Genomic DNA, 16,056 nt, shown 5'->3' with positions numbered 1-16,056 from the left:
TTTAATAGTTCACGAATTTACTAGGACTATTATAACACTTTTAATGTATTTTATCAATCAAAAGAATACATATCTAAAGCTTTCTATAAAGCATGAAAAAAGGATGTGGACAGTACATTTTCATATACTCCACATCCTTTATGCTTGTAATCTACACCTGTGTTAGGATTAGCCAATAATGTCTGTTACTGTGTAATCCTTAGCTTCTACTGCTGCCTTTAATGTGTCATTAGCAACATCAGCTGATAACTCAACTACTGCTTCTCCTGCCTCATGGCTAGCTGTTGCAGAGCTTACACCATCAAGAGCCTCAAGAGCCTTAACAACCGAAGCCTCGCAATGTCCACACATCATACCTGTAATCTTAATTGTCTTTTTCATAGTTTGTTCTCCTTTAATTAATTCTTTATTTTGCAAATCTTCAAGATCAACTTCTATACTCTCTAGATTAACTTGAAGATTATTAGCACTATTTTCATTAACTGCCAGCCTCTCTTCTTTCCTTTGCATCTTAAAGAAGTTAAGTCTAAGGGCGTTAGTTACTACACAAAAGCTTGATAAACTCATGGCTGCTGCGCCAAACATAGGATTTAGGCTCCAACCAAAGAGATGTATATAAACTCCTGCTGCAAGAGGAATTCCAATAATGTTATAAATGAAAGCCCAGAATAAGTTCTCATGAATATTCTTTAGAGCCTTCTTTGAAAGCTTAATAGCTCCAACAACGTCTGATAAGTTGCTCTTCATAAGTACCACATCTGCTGACTCAATAGCCACGTCAGTACCTGCACCAATGGCAAAGCCCATATCTGCTGACACAAGGGCTGGGGCATCGTTAATACCATCTCCTACCATAAGGACCTTGCCCTTAGCCTTTAGCTCATTAATTGCCTTGGCCTTACCCTCTGGAAGGACACCAGCAATAACCTCATCAACCCCCGCTTCCTTACCAATTGCCTTGGCTGTAAGCTCGTTATCGCCTGTTATCATTACTACTCTAAGGCCTGCTTCACGCATCTCCTTAATAGCTCTTGCAGAATCTTCCTTAATTGTATCTGCCACCCCAAGGATTGCTAAAAGATTATTATCCTTAGCTAAGAAAATGGCTGTCTTTCCACTAATTGATAGCTTCTTAGCCATATCGCTAAATTCCTTAAAGATTGGAGCCTTGCCCTTTATAAAGCTTTCATTACCCGCATAAATTAAACTGCCATCAGCTAATTTACCCTTAAGACCGTTACCTGAAACCGCCTCAAAATCAGTGATTTCAACTTCTACAACACCCTTATCCTTCGCGTAATCTACAATAGCTTTAGCAAGGGGATGTTCTGATTTAATTTCAAGGGAATAGATATATTTTAATACATCTTCAATTCTTTCCTTGCTATCAATAATCACATCTGTAAGGCTTGGCTCGCCCTTAGTGATTGTTCCTGTCTTATCAAGGGCTACAATCTGCATCTTTCCTGTCTCTTCAATAGAAACTGCTGTCTTAAACATAACACCGTTTCTAGCCCCAACACCACTGGCAACCATAATGGCTACTGGAGTTGCAAGGCCAAGAGCACAAGGACAGCTAATTACTAGCACCGAAATTGCTCTTGCTAATGAAAATGCTAAATCTTCTCCAAGTATCATCCAAACAATAAAGGTAATCACTGCAATAGCAATTACTGTTGGAACAAATATAGCAGAAACCTTATCTGCCACCTTAGCTATAGGGGCTTTAGTGGCTGCTGCATCAGATACCATCTGAATAATCTTAGATAGAGAAGTGTCTCTACCTACTCTTGTGGCCTTAACCTTAATAAAGCCTGATCTATTAGTTGTAGCTGCAAATACTGTGTCATTCACTTCCTTATCCACAGGAATACTCTCACCTGTAAGGGCTGACTCATCGATACTTGTGCTACCCTCTAGTACAAATCCGTCAATTGGTACATTTTCACCAGGTCTAACAGCTACTATATCGCCTACCATAACCTCTTCGATTGGGACTTCTACTTCCACCCCATCACGAATTACGTTGGCCTTCTTAGCTGCAAGCTTTAAAAGTGCCTTAAGAGCGTCTGTTGTTCTGCCCTTTGAAATAGACTCAAGTAGCTTACCTACTGTAATAAGTGTGACAATCATAGCTGCTGACTCAAAATAGAGATTGTGAGCATATGAGTGTAATCTCTCCATATCTCCTGCAGTTAGAGCATCTGTCATGGCAAAGACAAGTACTAACGACCATGCAAAGGAAACGCCAGAACCTAGGGCTACAAGGGTATCCATATTAGGAGCCCCGTGAATTACTGACTTAAAGCCGCTAACAAAGAACTTCTTGTTAATATACATAACAATAATTGCAAGAAGCATCTGAACTAGGGCTATTGCCATTAGATTGCCTTCAAAAAAGCTAGGCAATGGCCAGTTAAACATCATATGGCCCATGCTAAAGTACATAAGCACTAGTAAAAATACGATAGAGCTTACTAATCTCTTAATAAGTACTGGAGTTTCTCTATCTACTAAACTTTCTTCAATTCCTCTAGTCTGACTTGATGTGCGATGAGTGCTAGCTCCTGCCTTGTCGCTTCCATTAGCTTCTGAATCTGCGCTTCCATCATCTCTTTTACTAGCTCCATAACCTGCATTAGTTATAGCCTTAATTATATCCTCTTCCTTGGCATTACCTGTAACGCCCATGGAATTAGTAAGTAAGCTAACTGCACAAGACTCAACGCCTTCTACCTTGCTAACAGCCTTCTCGACTCTAGCCTGGCATGCAGCACAGCTCATACCTGTAACATTATACTGTTCCATAATCTTCCTTCCTGATCTTTTCTAATTTAGTCCTTAAACTAACTTCTTTTATCTAGTCCGTTTAATCACTAAGTAAAGATCTACTTAATAAACTTCTGAATGGTCTTTACAAGTTCATCAACAGAAGCATCATCGCCTTCTCTTATGTCATTTACAACACAAGACTTAATGTGATTTGCAAGTAATAACTTACTAAAGCTATTAAGGGCTGAACTTGCGGCACTTACCTGATTAAGTACATCGATACAATAAGCATCTGACTCTATCATCTTCTTAACGCCTCTAATCTGACCCTCAATTCTACTTAGTCTGTTGATTAAATCCTTGTATTCCTTATCAGTCCTTTCCTTCTTTCTGTCACCACAATGGCAACAGACCTCATCGGCTGCAATCTCTACAAGCTCATCAGCCTCTTTATTTATCTTATCTGCATTATCTGGCATATAATCACTCCTTTACATACCCCATAGGGGTATCTTTATTACTCTCTCATCATATACCCCCACAGGGTATAAGTCAACGACTTTATTTTTTCTTAATAAAGATTATCAATAAGGATTTTACGCACTAAAAAAGCTAGGCTTCGCAATGCAAAACCTAGCCTATTTCTTTTATTTCTTATCTTCTCTCACTATAGCCCCTATCTGCAAACCACTTATGCATGTAATTTGTTATGTATAGGGTATCTAGTGTATAAATGTGAGGACCAAAGCCCGTCTCATCATATCCAAAATTCATGTTAAACTTTCTGCCCCTAAAACGACCACATTTAAAACTCTTAGATAGGTTAACGCCTCTTCTATTTAAATCTCCATTAATACTAGTATATAAATCAAGTTCATTATAAGTATGGTCATTATTAATTCGATACATTTTAGTAAAAACATCATTACAACTAGAAGCACCAAGACCTCTAAAATACTTAGTATTCATCCAGTTAAAACTAACATCCATCCAGTTACCATAAACCCTAACAATAAATCTATCATCAATAAATCTAGCGTCATTATATAAGTCATTAATAGAATATATAACATTATTTACAGGATATTGATACTCGCCTTTATGAACACCTTTCTCAACAACAGGGAAGAAGACAAGACCAACCATTAAATATAAAAGACCAAAGGGCAATAAAAAACAACTAATATAAAAGGAACCATTAACACTAGTAGCAACTCCATTAATGTATGCGTTAGTGTAAAAAGGATCATTAAAAGACATAGTCAATAAAACAATTCCAGCAATAATACAAATAAAACCAACAGCACTAAAAGCAATCCTTGGAATCTTTAAATTACTGCCCCATTTAACATAAAAATTTCTTTTTTTCTCATTTGGAAACATATAACACCTCAACTAGTAAAAAAATTTAAGCCACTTTCCTTAGCTTTTACAACCTCCAACCCGCTATATCTGTTTTCTCAAATTCATACTCCAACTTCTTCCCATAAGCTGCCTCATAGGCCGCCTTCTTTTGCTCATAATCCTTTTGCATCATAATGACACTATTCTCCCTTTCAGGAAGATTAGGATCTGGATAAATTGGTGGTAAGATATGAAGTCTATATCTTACATTATCAAATTCTGCCCCTGGCTTTCCTGAGCCTGGCTCATCAATCATCTCTGTAAAGAAGGAAAGAATTGGCACATTAAACTTAGCTGCATAAAAGTATGCTCCACGCTTTGGTGGACGTGGCTTTCTATAATTGTACCACATCTCCTGTTCAGGATAGATTAAAACAATTTCCTTCTTCTTTGTAAGTAGATGATTAAGGGTTCTATGAAAATGTCTATTCATATAGTCTTTATCTGGACTTATAGGAATAGTATCTGCATAGTTAGTTAGGAATCTAAGAATACCCTTCATTAAAAGGTTTGTATCCTGACTAACAATAAACATCTTATGTCTACCAGCCTTTTTAAGGCCGTATCTTACAATTGTTGTATCTACTGGGTTAAAGTGGTTACTTGTTGCAATAGCACCACCCTTGTAGTTCTTAATATTTTCAATGCCAACTAACTCAGTTTTTGCATTTACTAGATCAGTAGCTATATCTACAACTCTTCTTGCAATAAAGTTTCTGTAAATATATGAAATGCTACATCTATGTTTAACAAACTTGCCTAAGATGTACTTTCTCTCTTCTCTTGAAAGAATTGCATCATCAATTTCCACTTTATCGTTAAAACGGCCTTCGCTAGCCGCCTTTGCAATATTCTCAATTACAATCTTCTTGCTATCTCCAACTGCCATAAAGCTCCCTCTCTTTTAAGCTAATAATCTTACTTTATCTCCTGAATCGTAAACCTTCTTAAAGGTTGCCTTATCAGAATTTGCAATCTTTATAGATGCCTCAAGCATTTCATTAGTCTCCCTAGCATCTATATCCTTCTTTGCCTGATCATAGGCAGCTTTATAGTTAAGAATATCCTGATAGTATTCGCTCTTCTTAGCATATTCCCAAAAATAGCTTTCATACTGAACTTCATCGTACTGCCATGGCTTATCTGTTAAGTTGTAGTGGATGAGCTTAGGATTTTCTAAAACTGCCTTGTCTTCAGTTGGCATAGCATCCCAAACATCGCTTAAATACTTAATCTTACCGTGGCACATAGCATTTATGTAATCCTGGTCTGGTGCAATTGTATCAAAGTGGTACTTATTGTAGAGTCTTAGGAAATTAGAACCCATCTCTACTTCTCTTAACTGCTTAAAGTCCATTAAAAGAACGCCAGAGTTAATATACTTTTCTGCTGGCTTAATACCAATTGCCTCTTCCATATATGTTCTAAAAGGAGGAATATTGCATGTGGATGTATCTGCAATAGCTCCAATTAAATTACCTTCAAGGTCGATATTGAAAAGTTCTGAAATGTCGCCAGGCACAATAATATCGCTATCAATATAAATACCCTTGTCATATTCTGGGAACATGTCAGGTAAGAATAATCTAAAGTAAATAGTAATTGTCTGATAGATTTCTCTAAGGCCCATATTTACCTGTAAATCTTCGATTGTATCCTTCATCTTACAAAATTCGATTTCAAAGTTTTCTCTTGCAAGAGATGCAATCTTTCTTCTATTCACTTCGCTTAAATCCTGATGAATTACATGAATCTTGTAGCTGTTCTCCTTTGATGCATTTTCAATTAAAGAATAAAGCGCAACGCTTAAAAATGGCGCATAATTATCGTCTATAGCAAAAAATATAGGTACTGTCTGTCTCATCTTATAAACCCTTTCCTTTTATACAGTTATCATTAATCTTTCTTGATTGATATTCACTAAGCAAACTATTGTAATTTTCAAAAAGCTCATCATAATCGTGTAGCTTTAAGACCTCATGTACCTTATCGATATCCCAAGGCTTAACCGTTACCTGTCTAAACTTAGGGAAGAATCTAAAGGTTGTTGTAAAATGTCTAAAGACCGTATCGCTGTGATCTCTTCTCTGGTCATTATACTTTCTTTCACACTTCTTCTTTGCAATAGCTAGCTTATTTAGCGAACTTTGGTCTGGCATTAGCATCTGCTTAGAAATGCAACGCATACGGCTCTTCTTAAATAGACCAGTCTCTCTAATCTTGGTCATATTAAGAAGTAGAACTCCCGAATTAAAGTAGTCAAACTTTAAAATCTTTGGTTTTCTTCTAAAAAAATGTTTGCCGTAATAATCTAGTACGCCAGCAAATTCATAATTATCTATATTCTGATGATAGAATTCGCTAAAGTCCTTCTTTGCTAGTACGTCTGTGTCTAAATAGAGTATTCTATCTGGTATCTCCTCAATCTCATCTGCATAAAGTCTTAGCATGCAGCATGGTGTAAATCTTGTACCTAAATTGGCTTCGGGTTTCTCTTTCTCAAAGAACTTAGATACATCAATCTTCTTTATTGTTGAGCCTTCTCGTCTTTGGTGGATGTATTCAGACAAGAAGTCAATAAATGCATTAGAGACCGCCTTGTATTGCTTTCCCGCCATGGTTAGTTCAAGTGTTAGCACGTAGATGTTAAGCGGCTCTGTACTATTATCTAATAGTGAGATGGTGGACATTAAAAGTCCTCGCTCCATCTTGCGGTCACCACAGTATAATATGTTCATAAGTCTCTCCCTTATATTATTCTTTTTCCCCTTTATCCTTTTGTACATAATTGTAGTAATCGTAATTACTATTCTCTGCCCTAGAAAGCATTGTATTGTAAATCTCATCGTGTAGTTTCTTTTGAGCTTCTTTACTTGATAGTGTCATGTCAGGATAAAACGGACCATCATAATAAATTGTTATCTTCGCCTTATCAGAAAATCTTCTCTTCTGATATGTAACTGTCTGGCAAAATGCAGCTGTATTAAGTTCTACTGGGAATCTAAAGGAAGTGTCCTTAAATGGTCTAATCTTAGAATAATAAGGCCATAAATGGGCTTCCGGATAGATTGTCACAGGGTGTCCCGTTCTAATTCGTCTTGTATAGGCAGCTCTAAACTTCTTAAACCCCTTAATGGAATCTGGTGTTGGAAGGGCGCCTATCATTGTTAGGATGTGGCCAATAACTGGCAGTGCGAAATTCGCAGGACTTACCACTGTATAGATTCTTTTTGGCAATGCTGCAATTGCAGGCATGACTACATCTCCAAAGGCTTGTGTATGATTGCTATACAAAAAATATCCCTTAAGCTTGGACTTTCTTAAAACCTTGCGATTCTTATAACTAACTCTAAGAATCAACTTAGTATATATAAGTCCAACTGGGATTGTTAAGAAAATGTATAAAAGCCAGGCAAAAAATACATAAAAAGGATTCTTATGTACCCATTTATAATTATCCTTAAGCTTATAATCTTGGTTAGTACTGTCTACTAAGTCGTCTTCAAAGCTTGTATAATACATGGTTTTTCTCATTTTCCTTCTTATCCTCCCTCTTTCCTTTATTTTTATCGTCAAAGATAATTGTAATCTAGATATATGCAAATGTCAACGAAAACAGCATTAATGTTACGACTTCTAGTTTGATAAATCTTATCATCTAGTTTTAAAAACTACGTATATATAAACAATAAGGGCATCATAGATAATCGGACCTGACTTATCTATGACGCCCTTACCTTTTGTAAGCTGGCTTACATTTATTAGAAGTCTAAAAGACAACTAACCTTTATTCAAGTGTAAATCCACTAACAACCTGACTAAGGTCATTTGCGATTACCTCTTCCTTAGTAGACATCTCAACTACTTCAGCAACTACATCAGCAACATCACCTACTGCCTTAACACTATCTACTGAACTAGCGGCTGTAACCTGTGTAGACTCAGCAATGTTATTAATTGCAAAGCTAACCTCACCCATAGTTCTTTCAATAGTTGAAGACATTTCAGAAATACTTGCTGAAATATCATCGATGTTATGAGCATCTTCACCATACTGCTTACCAACCTTAACGAACTGGTCGTAATCTGGTGTTACTGTTTCATTTACAAAGGCAAGAATCTTTTGAGCATCTGATGTTAATTCTTCAAAAGCTCTTTGAACATCTTCTACTGTGTTTTGAATCTTACCTACTGCTTCTGTTGTATCTCCTGCTAACTTACCAATTTCTGTTGCAACTACTGCAAAGCCCTTACCTTGCTCACCTGCTCTAGCAGCCTCAATTGAAGCATTAAGAGAAAGTAGGTTAATCTGTTCTGCAATATCTGAAATAGTGCCTGCAAGAGTACCAATTGATTCTACTATACCTGCATTATCTATACTCTTCTTAAGTGATACGTCGTATTCTTTTGATAGGCTAATAGCGTTATCGTAAGCATTTTTACTTCTAGTCTCAACATCGCTTGCACGTAACATAATCTCCTTAGCCATATCCTTTGACTTAGCTGCCTGTTCAGAAAGGATTGATACTGATGAATTAACTTCTTCAGTAGATGCATTTACTTCCTGAGTTGCTGCTGATGAAGACATAACTGCTTCATTTATTTCAGACATATTATTTTTAATCATGTCAAACTTTCTTGTAAGTTCTGTTGTAGCATCATGTAACATTTGCGAAGAGTTATCAAGGGAATCTGAATGCTCTGTAATAGAACCTATAATATCTTTATAAGCATCATACATAGCATTAAGAGAATTTCCCAAATCTCCTACTTCATCTTTAGATGTTACCTCAAGTGGAGGAATTGTATAATCACCATCAGATAAGCCTACTGCAAATTTCTTTACCTTTGCAATTGAATTAGTAATCTGCTTTACAACTAAGTAAATAACTACTGCTACTACAATTACTGCAACAACGCAAATAAGCATAATCTTTACAAGTAAGGCTTTAATTGGCTGCTCTAATTCTGACTGATTAATCATTACTGCCAATTTCCAATTCGTCTTATCAATTGTCTTCCAATAAAGATCAACTGCTTCACCATCATCATCGGTGAATTCCGACTTACCTGTAGCAGAAGCAAGAATTTCTTCACCGGCTTTTGCCATAGAGGAATTTGTTACATTAGTGATATTTGTAGCTTTTGAAATATAATCATCATTTTTATAGCCAACGAATATACCTGATGATGTAAGAAGCATTGCATATCCAGACTCTCCTATCTGAATGCTTGTTGCTATTTCCTTAATCTCAGAGATTTCAACATCGACTGTAACACAACCAATAAAGTTGTTGTTAGTATCAAACATAGGTGCCACACAAGTCATCATAATCATGCCACTTGTAGCATCGTAATATGGATCTGTAAAGACTGCCGATGTGTTAGCCTTTGCAAGAGTATAATACTCCTGACTAAAATAGTCATACTCTGTTGTAGAGTAGTCATAGGTAATTACTATACTTTTACCTTCTCTATAAGCGTAAGGTCCCCAAATTGCATTGCCATTATAAACATTAGGCTCGAACCAATAACCAGATCCCAAAATGCCATCATAGGTACTTACAATAGATACTAAGGACTGCTCTAATTCTTCTACTGTAGCTGTTGAATATAATTGCTGTCCCATAGCTGCTTCAGCATTAGCCGTTGAAGAGATTTCCATAAGGATAGTATTAATATTATCAGCTTCTCCATTTAAGGACGTTTCCATTAATTCCTCATTACTTTCAATCAATTCCGCTCTTGCTAAATTAGCACTTACCATTGTAAGAATAATCATAGCTAGGATAATTGTTGGTAGGAGAAAACACAACAATTTGGTACTAATGTGTTTAAACTTCATAGAAAAAACCCCCTATTTCGCTTATATATTTTATTGTCATCACGTTTAATACAGTAAAAGTATTATACCATTAATAGACAAAATATACAACGAAATAGGGGTGTCTAATTAAACTTATACAAGTATATCTTTAACCACTTCAGAGGCAATTATAAGCCCTGCAACAGATGGTACAAATGCGATACTTCCTGCCACTGGTCTCTTCTTTGTCTCTTCATATTCCTTTTGTAAAAGAGCCTCATCTACTTCAGGCTTTATTGCCTCCTCTTTAGAATAAACCACCTTTAAATTCTTTATGCCTCGCTTCTTTAATTCACGTCTCATGACTTTAGCTAGAGGACATACGGATGTTTTAAAAATATCTGCAACCTCAAACTTAGTAGGATCTAATTTATTACCAGCGCCCATGGCACTAATTACAGGTACATCTACTCTCTTAGCTTCCTCAATAATTGATAGCTTAGCAGTTACAGTATCCACTGCATCCACCACGTAATCATACTTGCTAAAATCAAATTCATCTTTATTATCAGGTAGGTAAAAACACTGTCTTGCAACCACTGTGCAATCAGGATTAATATCCTTAATTCTTTCCTTAAAGGCTTCTACCTTGCTTTGACCCACTGTCTTAGTTGTGGCAATAATCTGTCTGTTAATATTAGATTCACTAACCACGTCTTTATCAACGATTTCAATATAGCCTACTCCTGAACGAGCTAGGGCTTCTACAACATAGCCACCAACACCGCCAACGCCAAAGATAATTACCTTAGCCTTAGTTAACTTTTCAAAGCCTGTGGCTCCAACTAAATTCTTAGTTCTTTCAAATCTTCCCATTACTGCGCTCTCCCTACAAGCATCGCTAATAGGTAAACCACTAAATCAGTAGCAACGATTGTTGCACCTACTGGAGTTGATAGAAGGATTGATGCAAATATACCTACTAAGGCACAGATTACCGAAATAATAGCTGATGCAATTACAACTCCCTTAAACTGGTTAATTACTCTCATAGCTGAAAGCGCTGGGAAAATAATTAATGCTGAAATAAGAAGTGAACCTACTAAATTCATACCTATTACAATAACTACTGCAATTAAAACTGCAATTAAGAGATTGTAGAGGTCTGTTTTAGTGCCTGTTGCCTTTGCAAAATTTTCATCAAAAGTAACAGCAAAAATCTTATTATAAAAAACAATAAAGGTAAGTATTACAACGATTGAAAGCACAATACACATTACAACTTCTGACAACTCTAATGTAAGAATTGATGTTGAACCAAAAAGTGTTGTACAAACATCCCCTGAAATATTAGCAGAAGTTGAAAATACGTTCATTAGTAAGTAACCAATAGCAAGTGCTGATACTGAAAGCATAGCAATTGCTGCATCACCCTTTAACTTAGCATTCTGACCAGTTCTAAGTAAGAGAATAGCTGCAATAACAGTTACTGGTAAAATGAGTATATTGTTGTTAGATAGCTTCATAACTGACGCCACTGCCATAGCTCCGAAAGCTACATGAGAAAGGCCATCACCAATGAAGGAATATCTCTTTAATACAAGTGTTACACCAAGAAGTGATGAACAAAGGGCAATTAAAACTCCTACGATAATTGCATATCTAACAAAGGAGAAATTTAGATAATAAATGAGTGTATTAATTAATTCCATTATCTTTCTCCTTTCCTTCATTCTCTATTCCGAAAGCGCAAAGTTCGCCATCGAATTCTTTTCTTGCTGTACTAGCCATATAATCTTTTGTCTTACCAAAGAACTTCTGTGTCTGGTTTACTAGTAGAATCTTGCTAGAATAACGAATAGCCGATGGCATATCATGGCTTACCATAATAATTGTAAGACCTTCGTCATTAAGTTGCTTAATAAGCTTATAGAAATCTTCTGTAACCTTAGGATCTAGACCTGTTACAGGTTCATCAAGTACAAGTAATTTTGAAGTTGCACATAAAGCTCTAGCAAGTAAAACTCTCTGCTTTTGTCCGCCTGAGAGGTTACGATAACATTTTTTCTTTAAATCTAAAATGTCCATTTTTTCCATAGCTCTTTGGGCAATCTTCTTTTCTGTTTTTGTATAAAATGGACGTAGTCCACTCTTTGATAAAAGTCCAGAAAGGACTATCTCCTCTACTGAAGCAGGAAAGTCCTTCTGAACGATAGTATGCTGTGGTAAATAGCCTATTTCATAAGGCATGAGGCCATCCATATAAGATAGTTCACCTGAAACTGGCTTTATAAGATGAAGCAAAGTCTTCATAAGAGTACTTTTACCTGCTCCATTCTCCCCAATAATACATAGATAATCTCCCTCATCCACAGTAAAATTAAGGTCTGTCGCTACTGCTTTACCTTCATATCCTACTGCTAAATTTTCAACCTTAATAATAGACATATTTAACTTCCTTTCATGTCATATTATACAAGTTATTAATTTAAAGCGTTCTTCAATACTTCTAAATTGTCTTGCATAATAGAATAGTATGTAACACCACTCTTAACATCATCTGCTGTTACAGACTGCATTGAATTAAGAACTGCTGTTGTTGCAGATGTTCCTGACTGCTCAATTACAGTATTAGCAATCTTTCCATCAGAGTTCTCAATTGTAAGAACTGTACTAAGTCCTAATTCCTTAACTTTTTCTGCTAAGAATGCTATTGTTTCAAAGCTTGCTTCTGTTTCTGCTGAGCAACCAACAAAAGCAGCGTAATAATCTAAGTTATAGTCATCCACCATATATCTAAATGGGAATCTATCACCAAATAATAGTGTCTTCTGACTAGCGCTGTCAACTACTGCCTGATATGCTGCATCTAGGCTTGCTAATTTAGCCTGATATTCTGCACCATTTTCAGCATAAGTTGCTATATTATCTTCATCCATTTCAGAAATCTTAGTAGTTAATTCAGATACGATTGTGATGGCATTCTTTAAAGATAACCAAACGTGCTCATCGTATTCAACTTCTTCCTCTTCTCCGCTTTCTGCTTCTTCCTCTTCTTCAGCCTGCATACCTTCCTTAACTTCCTCTTCAACGATTACATCATCTAAGACTTCCATTAAGTTTACTGATATCTGGCTCTTATTCTTTGCTTCAGATGCTGCATCTTCTGCCCATTCATCTGACTCACCACCAACATAGATAAACATATCAGCACTTGAAATTAAAGCGATATCTGCTGTAGTTGGCTGGAAACTATGAAGATCAGTTCCCTGGTCTAAAAGAAGTGTTACATTTACATTATCATTATCACCTACGATATTCTTAACCCAGTCATAAATTGGGAAAATTGTACAAACAATTTCGTACTTAGCATCATCATTTGAAGATGACTGTAAATGTGAATTCTTCGCACTGCCGCAAGCTACTAACGAACTAACTGCAAGTGTTAAGACTAAAGCTAATGTTACTATATTCTTTAAAATGGATTTCATGTCCTAACTCCTTTTCTATGAGTGACTAGCATGAACATGATGGTCACAGGTACAAATACCTGCTTTATGTTCTTGTTCATTATGGCAAGCATAGACGCCTTCTTTCTCAGCCTCTAACCTGCAATTTGAACAAATTCCCATTAAAACCGATTCTTTACAATCAAGGCTAAATCCCATCTTATCGCTAACATAGCTATATAAGACATTCATTAAATCTTCCTCTAAATGTATAACATGACCACAAATCTTACATTGTAAGTGGAGATGTTTACAACAAGAATCCCCCTTCTCAGTGTATGAATAAAAGGCACATCCATCTGAGACATTCTTAGATTTTAATAGTTCTCCCTTTTCACTCATCTTGTCTAAGTTTCTATAAATTGTTGCTAGATTAACGTTATTGCCGTTATCCTTTAAAAATTGGTAAACTTCTGCAGCTGTTACCCTTTCATCACAATGATTCTTAAAATAATCCAAGATACAATCTCTTGCTTTTGTTTTATATTCTTTCATATTCTATTCCTCATTAAAACCAAGCCTAAGCTTGTGATCTTTTATGTTCTAAATTTATTCTACGATTAACTCGCTACAAAATAATATTATAGTACATAAAAAATAATTTGCAAACCTTTTGCATTTTAACACCAGCTATTTTTATTGTCAATAAGTTTTGCGAATTATTTGCATATTGTTGCAATTTTATATTGCAACCCAACGCCCGCCCATTGGCAAAGCCAATTTTAATGCGGGCTTTCCACACTTGTAGCGATTTTACATTGCAACAAATAAAAAGATACTACTTTACTTCAACCTCGTATACAGTCTCTTCTCTATACTCTTCCCCGGCCCTTAAAACCACTGATGGGAAGTTCTCATGATTAATAGCATCTGGATAGCCCTGACATTCTAGGGCCACGCCTGCTCTATCTATATAGTTAACATTTTCCTTAGCAGGACGACTACCAGAGAGATAGTTTCCTGTGTAGACCTGAAGTCCCGGCTGTGTTGTTGAAATAGTTAGCTTTATTCCGCTTTCCTTGCTTTCTAACACACAAGCTTTATTAAGTTCATGCAAATTGCCATTTATGCACCAGTTTCTATCTAAACCTTTAGCCCACTTAATCTGATCGTAATCTGAGTTGACATTCTTTCCTATTTCAGTAGCTTCTCTGAAATCCATAGGAGTGTTAGCTACTGGAAGGATTCTTCCATCTGGGATTGTCTTTTCATTTGCCCAAACAAAATTATCGGCATTGATTGTTAGTAAATGTTTCTCAATAGTGCCTGCGGCATGACCATTTAAATTAAAATAGGCATGATTAGTTAAATTCACAATTGTGTCCTTAGATGTATGTCCTAAATATTCAAGCTTAAGGCCTGTGCTTGTAAGAGAATATTTCACATCTAAGCTTAATTCACCGGGATAGTTTTCCTCCATGTCAGGACTTGTAATATGAAATGTTACGCTATCCTCAGTGTGTTCCTTAATATCCCAAGCCTTCTTTCCAAAGCCCACCTTTCCACCGTGGCTAGAATTTCCAGCATTGTTCTTATATAAATGATAAGTTTCACCGTTAAGCTTAAAGCTGGCGTTAGAAATTCTGTTAGTACATCTACCAACGATACAGCCAAAGCACTTATCCTGTAAAATGTAGTCTTCTAATGTATCAAAACCTAAGACAATATCTAATAAATTCCCCTTATTATCTACTGTCTCGAAACTATTTAATATTGCGCCGTAGCTTATAAGCTTGGCCTTAAAATGTTCATTCTTAATCTCTACTAAAAATACTTCTTTGCCATCTGGCATAAATCCAAAATTAGAAATCATAACAAAACCTCCAAAATAAAAAACCAATCGCAAGTGTAATTATACACTAGCGACTGGTTTAATTTATACATATTTAATGTTCTATTACGACAAAAATACTAATTAACGTACGCTTGCAGCGATTGACTTAGCTTCAGCTGTCATTTCCTTAATCTTATCGAATTCGCCAGCCTTGATTAAGTCGCCCTTAACCATCCAAGAACCACCACAGCAGAAGATCTTATCGCATTCAAGATATTCTGTAATGTTCTTAGCGTTGATACCACCTGTAGGCATGATTCTTACGTTAGTGTAAGCTGCTGTCATAGCCTTGATCATCTTAAGTCCACCTGCTGCTTCAGCTGGGAAGAACTTAACTCTTGTAAGACCTCTCTTAACTGCCTGAGCAAGCTCAGAAGGAGTAACGATACCTGGGCAAACAGGGATCTTCTTCTCTAAACAGTAATCAACGATTTCTGGATCAAAACCTGGAGCAACGATCATTTCTGCACCTGCTGCTACAGCTCTATCTACCTGCTCTGTTGTAAGAACAGTACCAGCGATAAGTAACATCTCTGGGTAAGCCTTCTTGATTTCTCTGATTGATTCTTCAGCTGCTGCTGTACGGAATGTAACTTCAGCACATGGGATACCACCTTCAACTAATGCCTTAGCAAGAGGTACTGCATCCTTTACATCATTTAATACTACGACTGGAATAACACCAAGTTCTTCCATCTTTTCACAAATATCTGCCATTATTATATTATCCT

At 36.3% G+C, this 16,056-nt stretch carries 15 protein-coding genes; all 15 read right to left on the bottom strand.

The window, feature by feature from the left end; genetic code table 11:
• Nucleotides 1–168 precede the first annotated feature (168 nt).
• The 15 genes from BLQ66_RS02685 to BLQ66_RS02615 all read right to left on the bottom strand — a co-directional run bounded on the left by BLQ66_RS02685 (nt 169) and on the right by BLQ66_RS02615 (nt 16,042).
• The gene (locus BLQ66_RS02685; protein WP_074520801.1) at nt 169–2,808 is read right to left on the bottom strand and encodes a heavy metal translocating P-type ATPase; all 2,640 of its coding nucleotides are present in this window, start codon (nt 2,806–2,808) and stop codon (nt 169–171) included.
• A gap of 80 nt (nt 2,809–2,888) precedes the next feature.
• On the bottom strand, nt 2,889–3,251 hold the full coding sequence (locus BLQ66_RS02680; protein ID WP_083330238.1) for a metal-sensing transcriptional repressor: 363 nt from the start codon (nt 3,249–3,251) through the stop codon (nt 2,889–2,891).
• Between the two features lie 175 nt (nt 3,252–3,426).
• A complete protein-coding gene (locus tag BLQ66_RS02675; protein WP_074520800.1) occupies nt 3,427–4,155 on the bottom strand; it encodes a hypothetical protein in 729 nt (242 codons plus the stop codon).
• Between the two features lie 46 nt (nt 4,156–4,201).
• On the bottom strand, nt 4,202–5,065 hold the full coding sequence (locus BLQ66_RS02670) for a lysophospholipid acyltransferase family protein (RefSeq protein WP_074520799.1): 864 nt from the start codon (nt 5,063–5,065) through the stop codon (nt 4,202–4,204).
• A 15-nt stretch (nt 5,066–5,080) separates the two neighbouring features.
• Entirely contained in the window at nt 5,081–6,040 is a 960-nt protein-coding gene (locus tag BLQ66_RS02665) for a glycosyltransferase family 8 protein (protein ID WP_074520798.1), read from the bottom strand.
• A gap of 1 nt (nt 6,041) precedes the next feature.
• Nucleotides 6,042–6,914, bottom strand: a complete 873-nt coding sequence (locus tag BLQ66_RS02660) for a glycosyltransferase (protein ID WP_074520797.1) — start codon at nt 6,912–6,914, stop codon at nt 6,042–6,044.
• Between the two features lie 16 nt (nt 6,915–6,930).
• Complete coding sequence (locus BLQ66_RS02655; protein ID WP_074520796.1) at nt 6,931–7,710, bottom strand: lysophospholipid acyltransferase family protein; 780 nt, start codon at nt 7,708–7,710, stop codon at nt 6,931–6,933.
• A 253-nt stretch (nt 7,711–7,963) separates the two neighbouring features.
• The gene (locus tag BLQ66_RS02650) at nt 7,964–10,021 is read right to left on the bottom strand and encodes a methyl-accepting chemotaxis protein (RefSeq protein ID WP_074520795.1); all 2,058 of its coding nucleotides are present in this window, start codon (nt 10,019–10,021) and stop codon (nt 7,964–7,966) included.
• A 114-nt stretch (nt 10,022–10,135) separates the two neighbouring features.
• Nucleotides 10,136–10,858 (bottom strand): tRNA threonylcarbamoyladenosine dehydratase, encoded by a 723-nt coding sequence (locus tag BLQ66_RS02645; RefSeq protein ID WP_074520794.1) that lies wholly within the window; start codon nt 10,856–10,858, stop codon nt 10,136–10,138.
• Entirely contained in the window at nt 10,858–11,694 is an 837-nt protein-coding gene (locus BLQ66_RS02640; protein ID WP_074520793.1) for a metal ABC transporter permease, read from the bottom strand. The genes BLQ66_RS02645 and BLQ66_RS02640 overlap by 1 nt, the downstream gene beginning before the upstream one ends.
• On the bottom strand, nt 11,681–12,430 hold the full coding sequence (locus BLQ66_RS02635) for a metal ABC transporter ATP-binding protein (RefSeq protein WP_074520792.1): 750 nt from the start codon (nt 12,428–12,430) through the stop codon (nt 11,681–11,683). The genes BLQ66_RS02640 and BLQ66_RS02635 overlap by 14 nt, the downstream gene beginning before the upstream one ends.
• A 35-nt stretch (nt 12,431–12,465) precedes the next feature.
• On the bottom strand, nt 12,466–13,473 hold the full coding sequence (locus tag BLQ66_RS02630) for a metal ABC transporter substrate-binding protein (RefSeq protein ID WP_074520791.1): 1,008 nt from the start codon (nt 13,471–13,473) through the stop codon (nt 12,466–12,468).
• Between the two features lie 15 nt (nt 13,474–13,488).
• The gene (locus BLQ66_RS02625) at nt 13,489–13,986 is read right to left on the bottom strand and encodes a Fur family transcriptional regulator (protein WP_074520790.1); all 498 of its coding nucleotides are present in this window, start codon (nt 13,984–13,986) and stop codon (nt 13,489–13,491) included.
• Nucleotides 13,987–14,269: 283 nt separating this feature from the next.
• Nucleotides 14,270–15,304: an aldose epimerase family protein gene (locus tag BLQ66_RS02620; protein WP_074520789.1), complete on the bottom strand. Its 1,035-nt coding sequence runs from the start codon at nt 15,302–15,304 to the stop codon at nt 14,270–14,272.
• 102 nt (nt 15,305–15,406) lie between these two features.
• Nucleotides 15,407–16,042 carry a bifunctional 4-hydroxy-2-oxoglutarate aldolase/2-dehydro-3-deoxy-phosphogluconate aldolase gene (locus BLQ66_RS02615; protein WP_074520788.1) on the bottom strand — a complete coding sequence of 212 codons (636 nt, stop codon included), beginning with the start codon at nt 16,040–16,042 and terminating at the stop codon, nt 15,407–15,409.
• Nucleotides 16,043–16,056 lie beyond the last annotated feature (14 nt).

The organism is Lachnospira pectinoschiza, assembly GCF_900103815.1.
GTDB classification, from domain to species: domain Bacteria; phylum Bacillota; class Clostridia; order Lachnospirales; family Lachnospiraceae; genus Lachnospira; species Lachnospira pectinoschiza_B.
This window is presented reverse-complemented; position numbering and strand designations above follow the sequence as displayed.

Coding starts and splice junctions, on each gene's coding strand:
- BLQ66_RS02635 (WP_074520792.1), bottom strand. CDS start 12,430: ATGTCTATTATTAAGGTTGAAAATTTAGCAGTAGGATATGAAGGTAAA.
- BLQ66_RS02615 (WP_074520788.1), bottom strand. CDS start 16,042: ATGGCAGATATTTGTGAAAAGATGGAAGAACTTGGTGTTATTCCAGTC.
- BLQ66_RS02620 (WP_074520789.1), bottom strand. CDS start 15,304: ATGATTTCTAATTTTGGATTTATGCCAGATGGCAAAGAAGTATTTTTA.
- BLQ66_RS02685 (WP_074520801.1), bottom strand. CDS start 2,808: ATGGAACAGTATAATGTTACAGGTATGAGCTGTGCTGCATGCCAGGCT.
- BLQ66_RS02625 (WP_074520790.1), bottom strand. CDS start 13,986: ATGAAAGAATATAAAACAAAAGCAAGAGATTGTATCTTGGATTATTTT.
- BLQ66_RS02645 (WP_074520794.1), bottom strand. CDS start 10,858: ATGGGAAGATTTGAAAGAACTAAGAATTTAGTTGGAGCCACAGGCTTT.
- BLQ66_RS02640 (WP_074520793.1), bottom strand. CDS start 11,694: ATGGAATTAATTAATACACTCATTTATTATCTAAATTTCTCCTTTGTT.
- BLQ66_RS02630 (WP_074520791.1), bottom strand. CDS start 13,473: ATGAAATCCATTTTAAAGAATATAGTAACATTAGCTTTAGTCTTAACA.
- BLQ66_RS02675 (WP_074520800.1), bottom strand. CDS start 4,155: ATGTTTCCAAATGAGAAAAAAAGAAATTTTTATGTTAAATGGGGCAGT.
- BLQ66_RS02655 (WP_074520796.1), bottom strand. CDS start 7,710: ATGAGAAAAACCATGTATTATACAAGCTTTGAAGACGACTTAGTAGAC.
- BLQ66_RS02680 (WP_083330238.1), bottom strand. CDS start 3,251: ATGCCAGATAATGCAGATAAGATAAATAAAGAGGCTGATGAGCTTGTA.
- BLQ66_RS02670 (WP_074520799.1), bottom strand. CDS start 5,065: ATGGCAGTTGGAGATAGCAAGAAGATTGTAATTGAGAATATTGCAAAG.
- BLQ66_RS02660 (WP_074520797.1), bottom strand. CDS start 6,914: ATGAACATATTATACTGTGGTGACCGCAAGATGGAGCGAGGACTTTTA.
- BLQ66_RS02650 (WP_074520795.1), bottom strand. CDS start 10,021: ATGAAGTTTAAACACATTAGTACCAAATTGTTGTGTTTTCTCCTACCA.
- BLQ66_RS02665 (WP_074520798.1), bottom strand. CDS start 6,040: ATGAGACAGACAGTACCTATATTTTTTGCTATAGACGATAATTATGCG.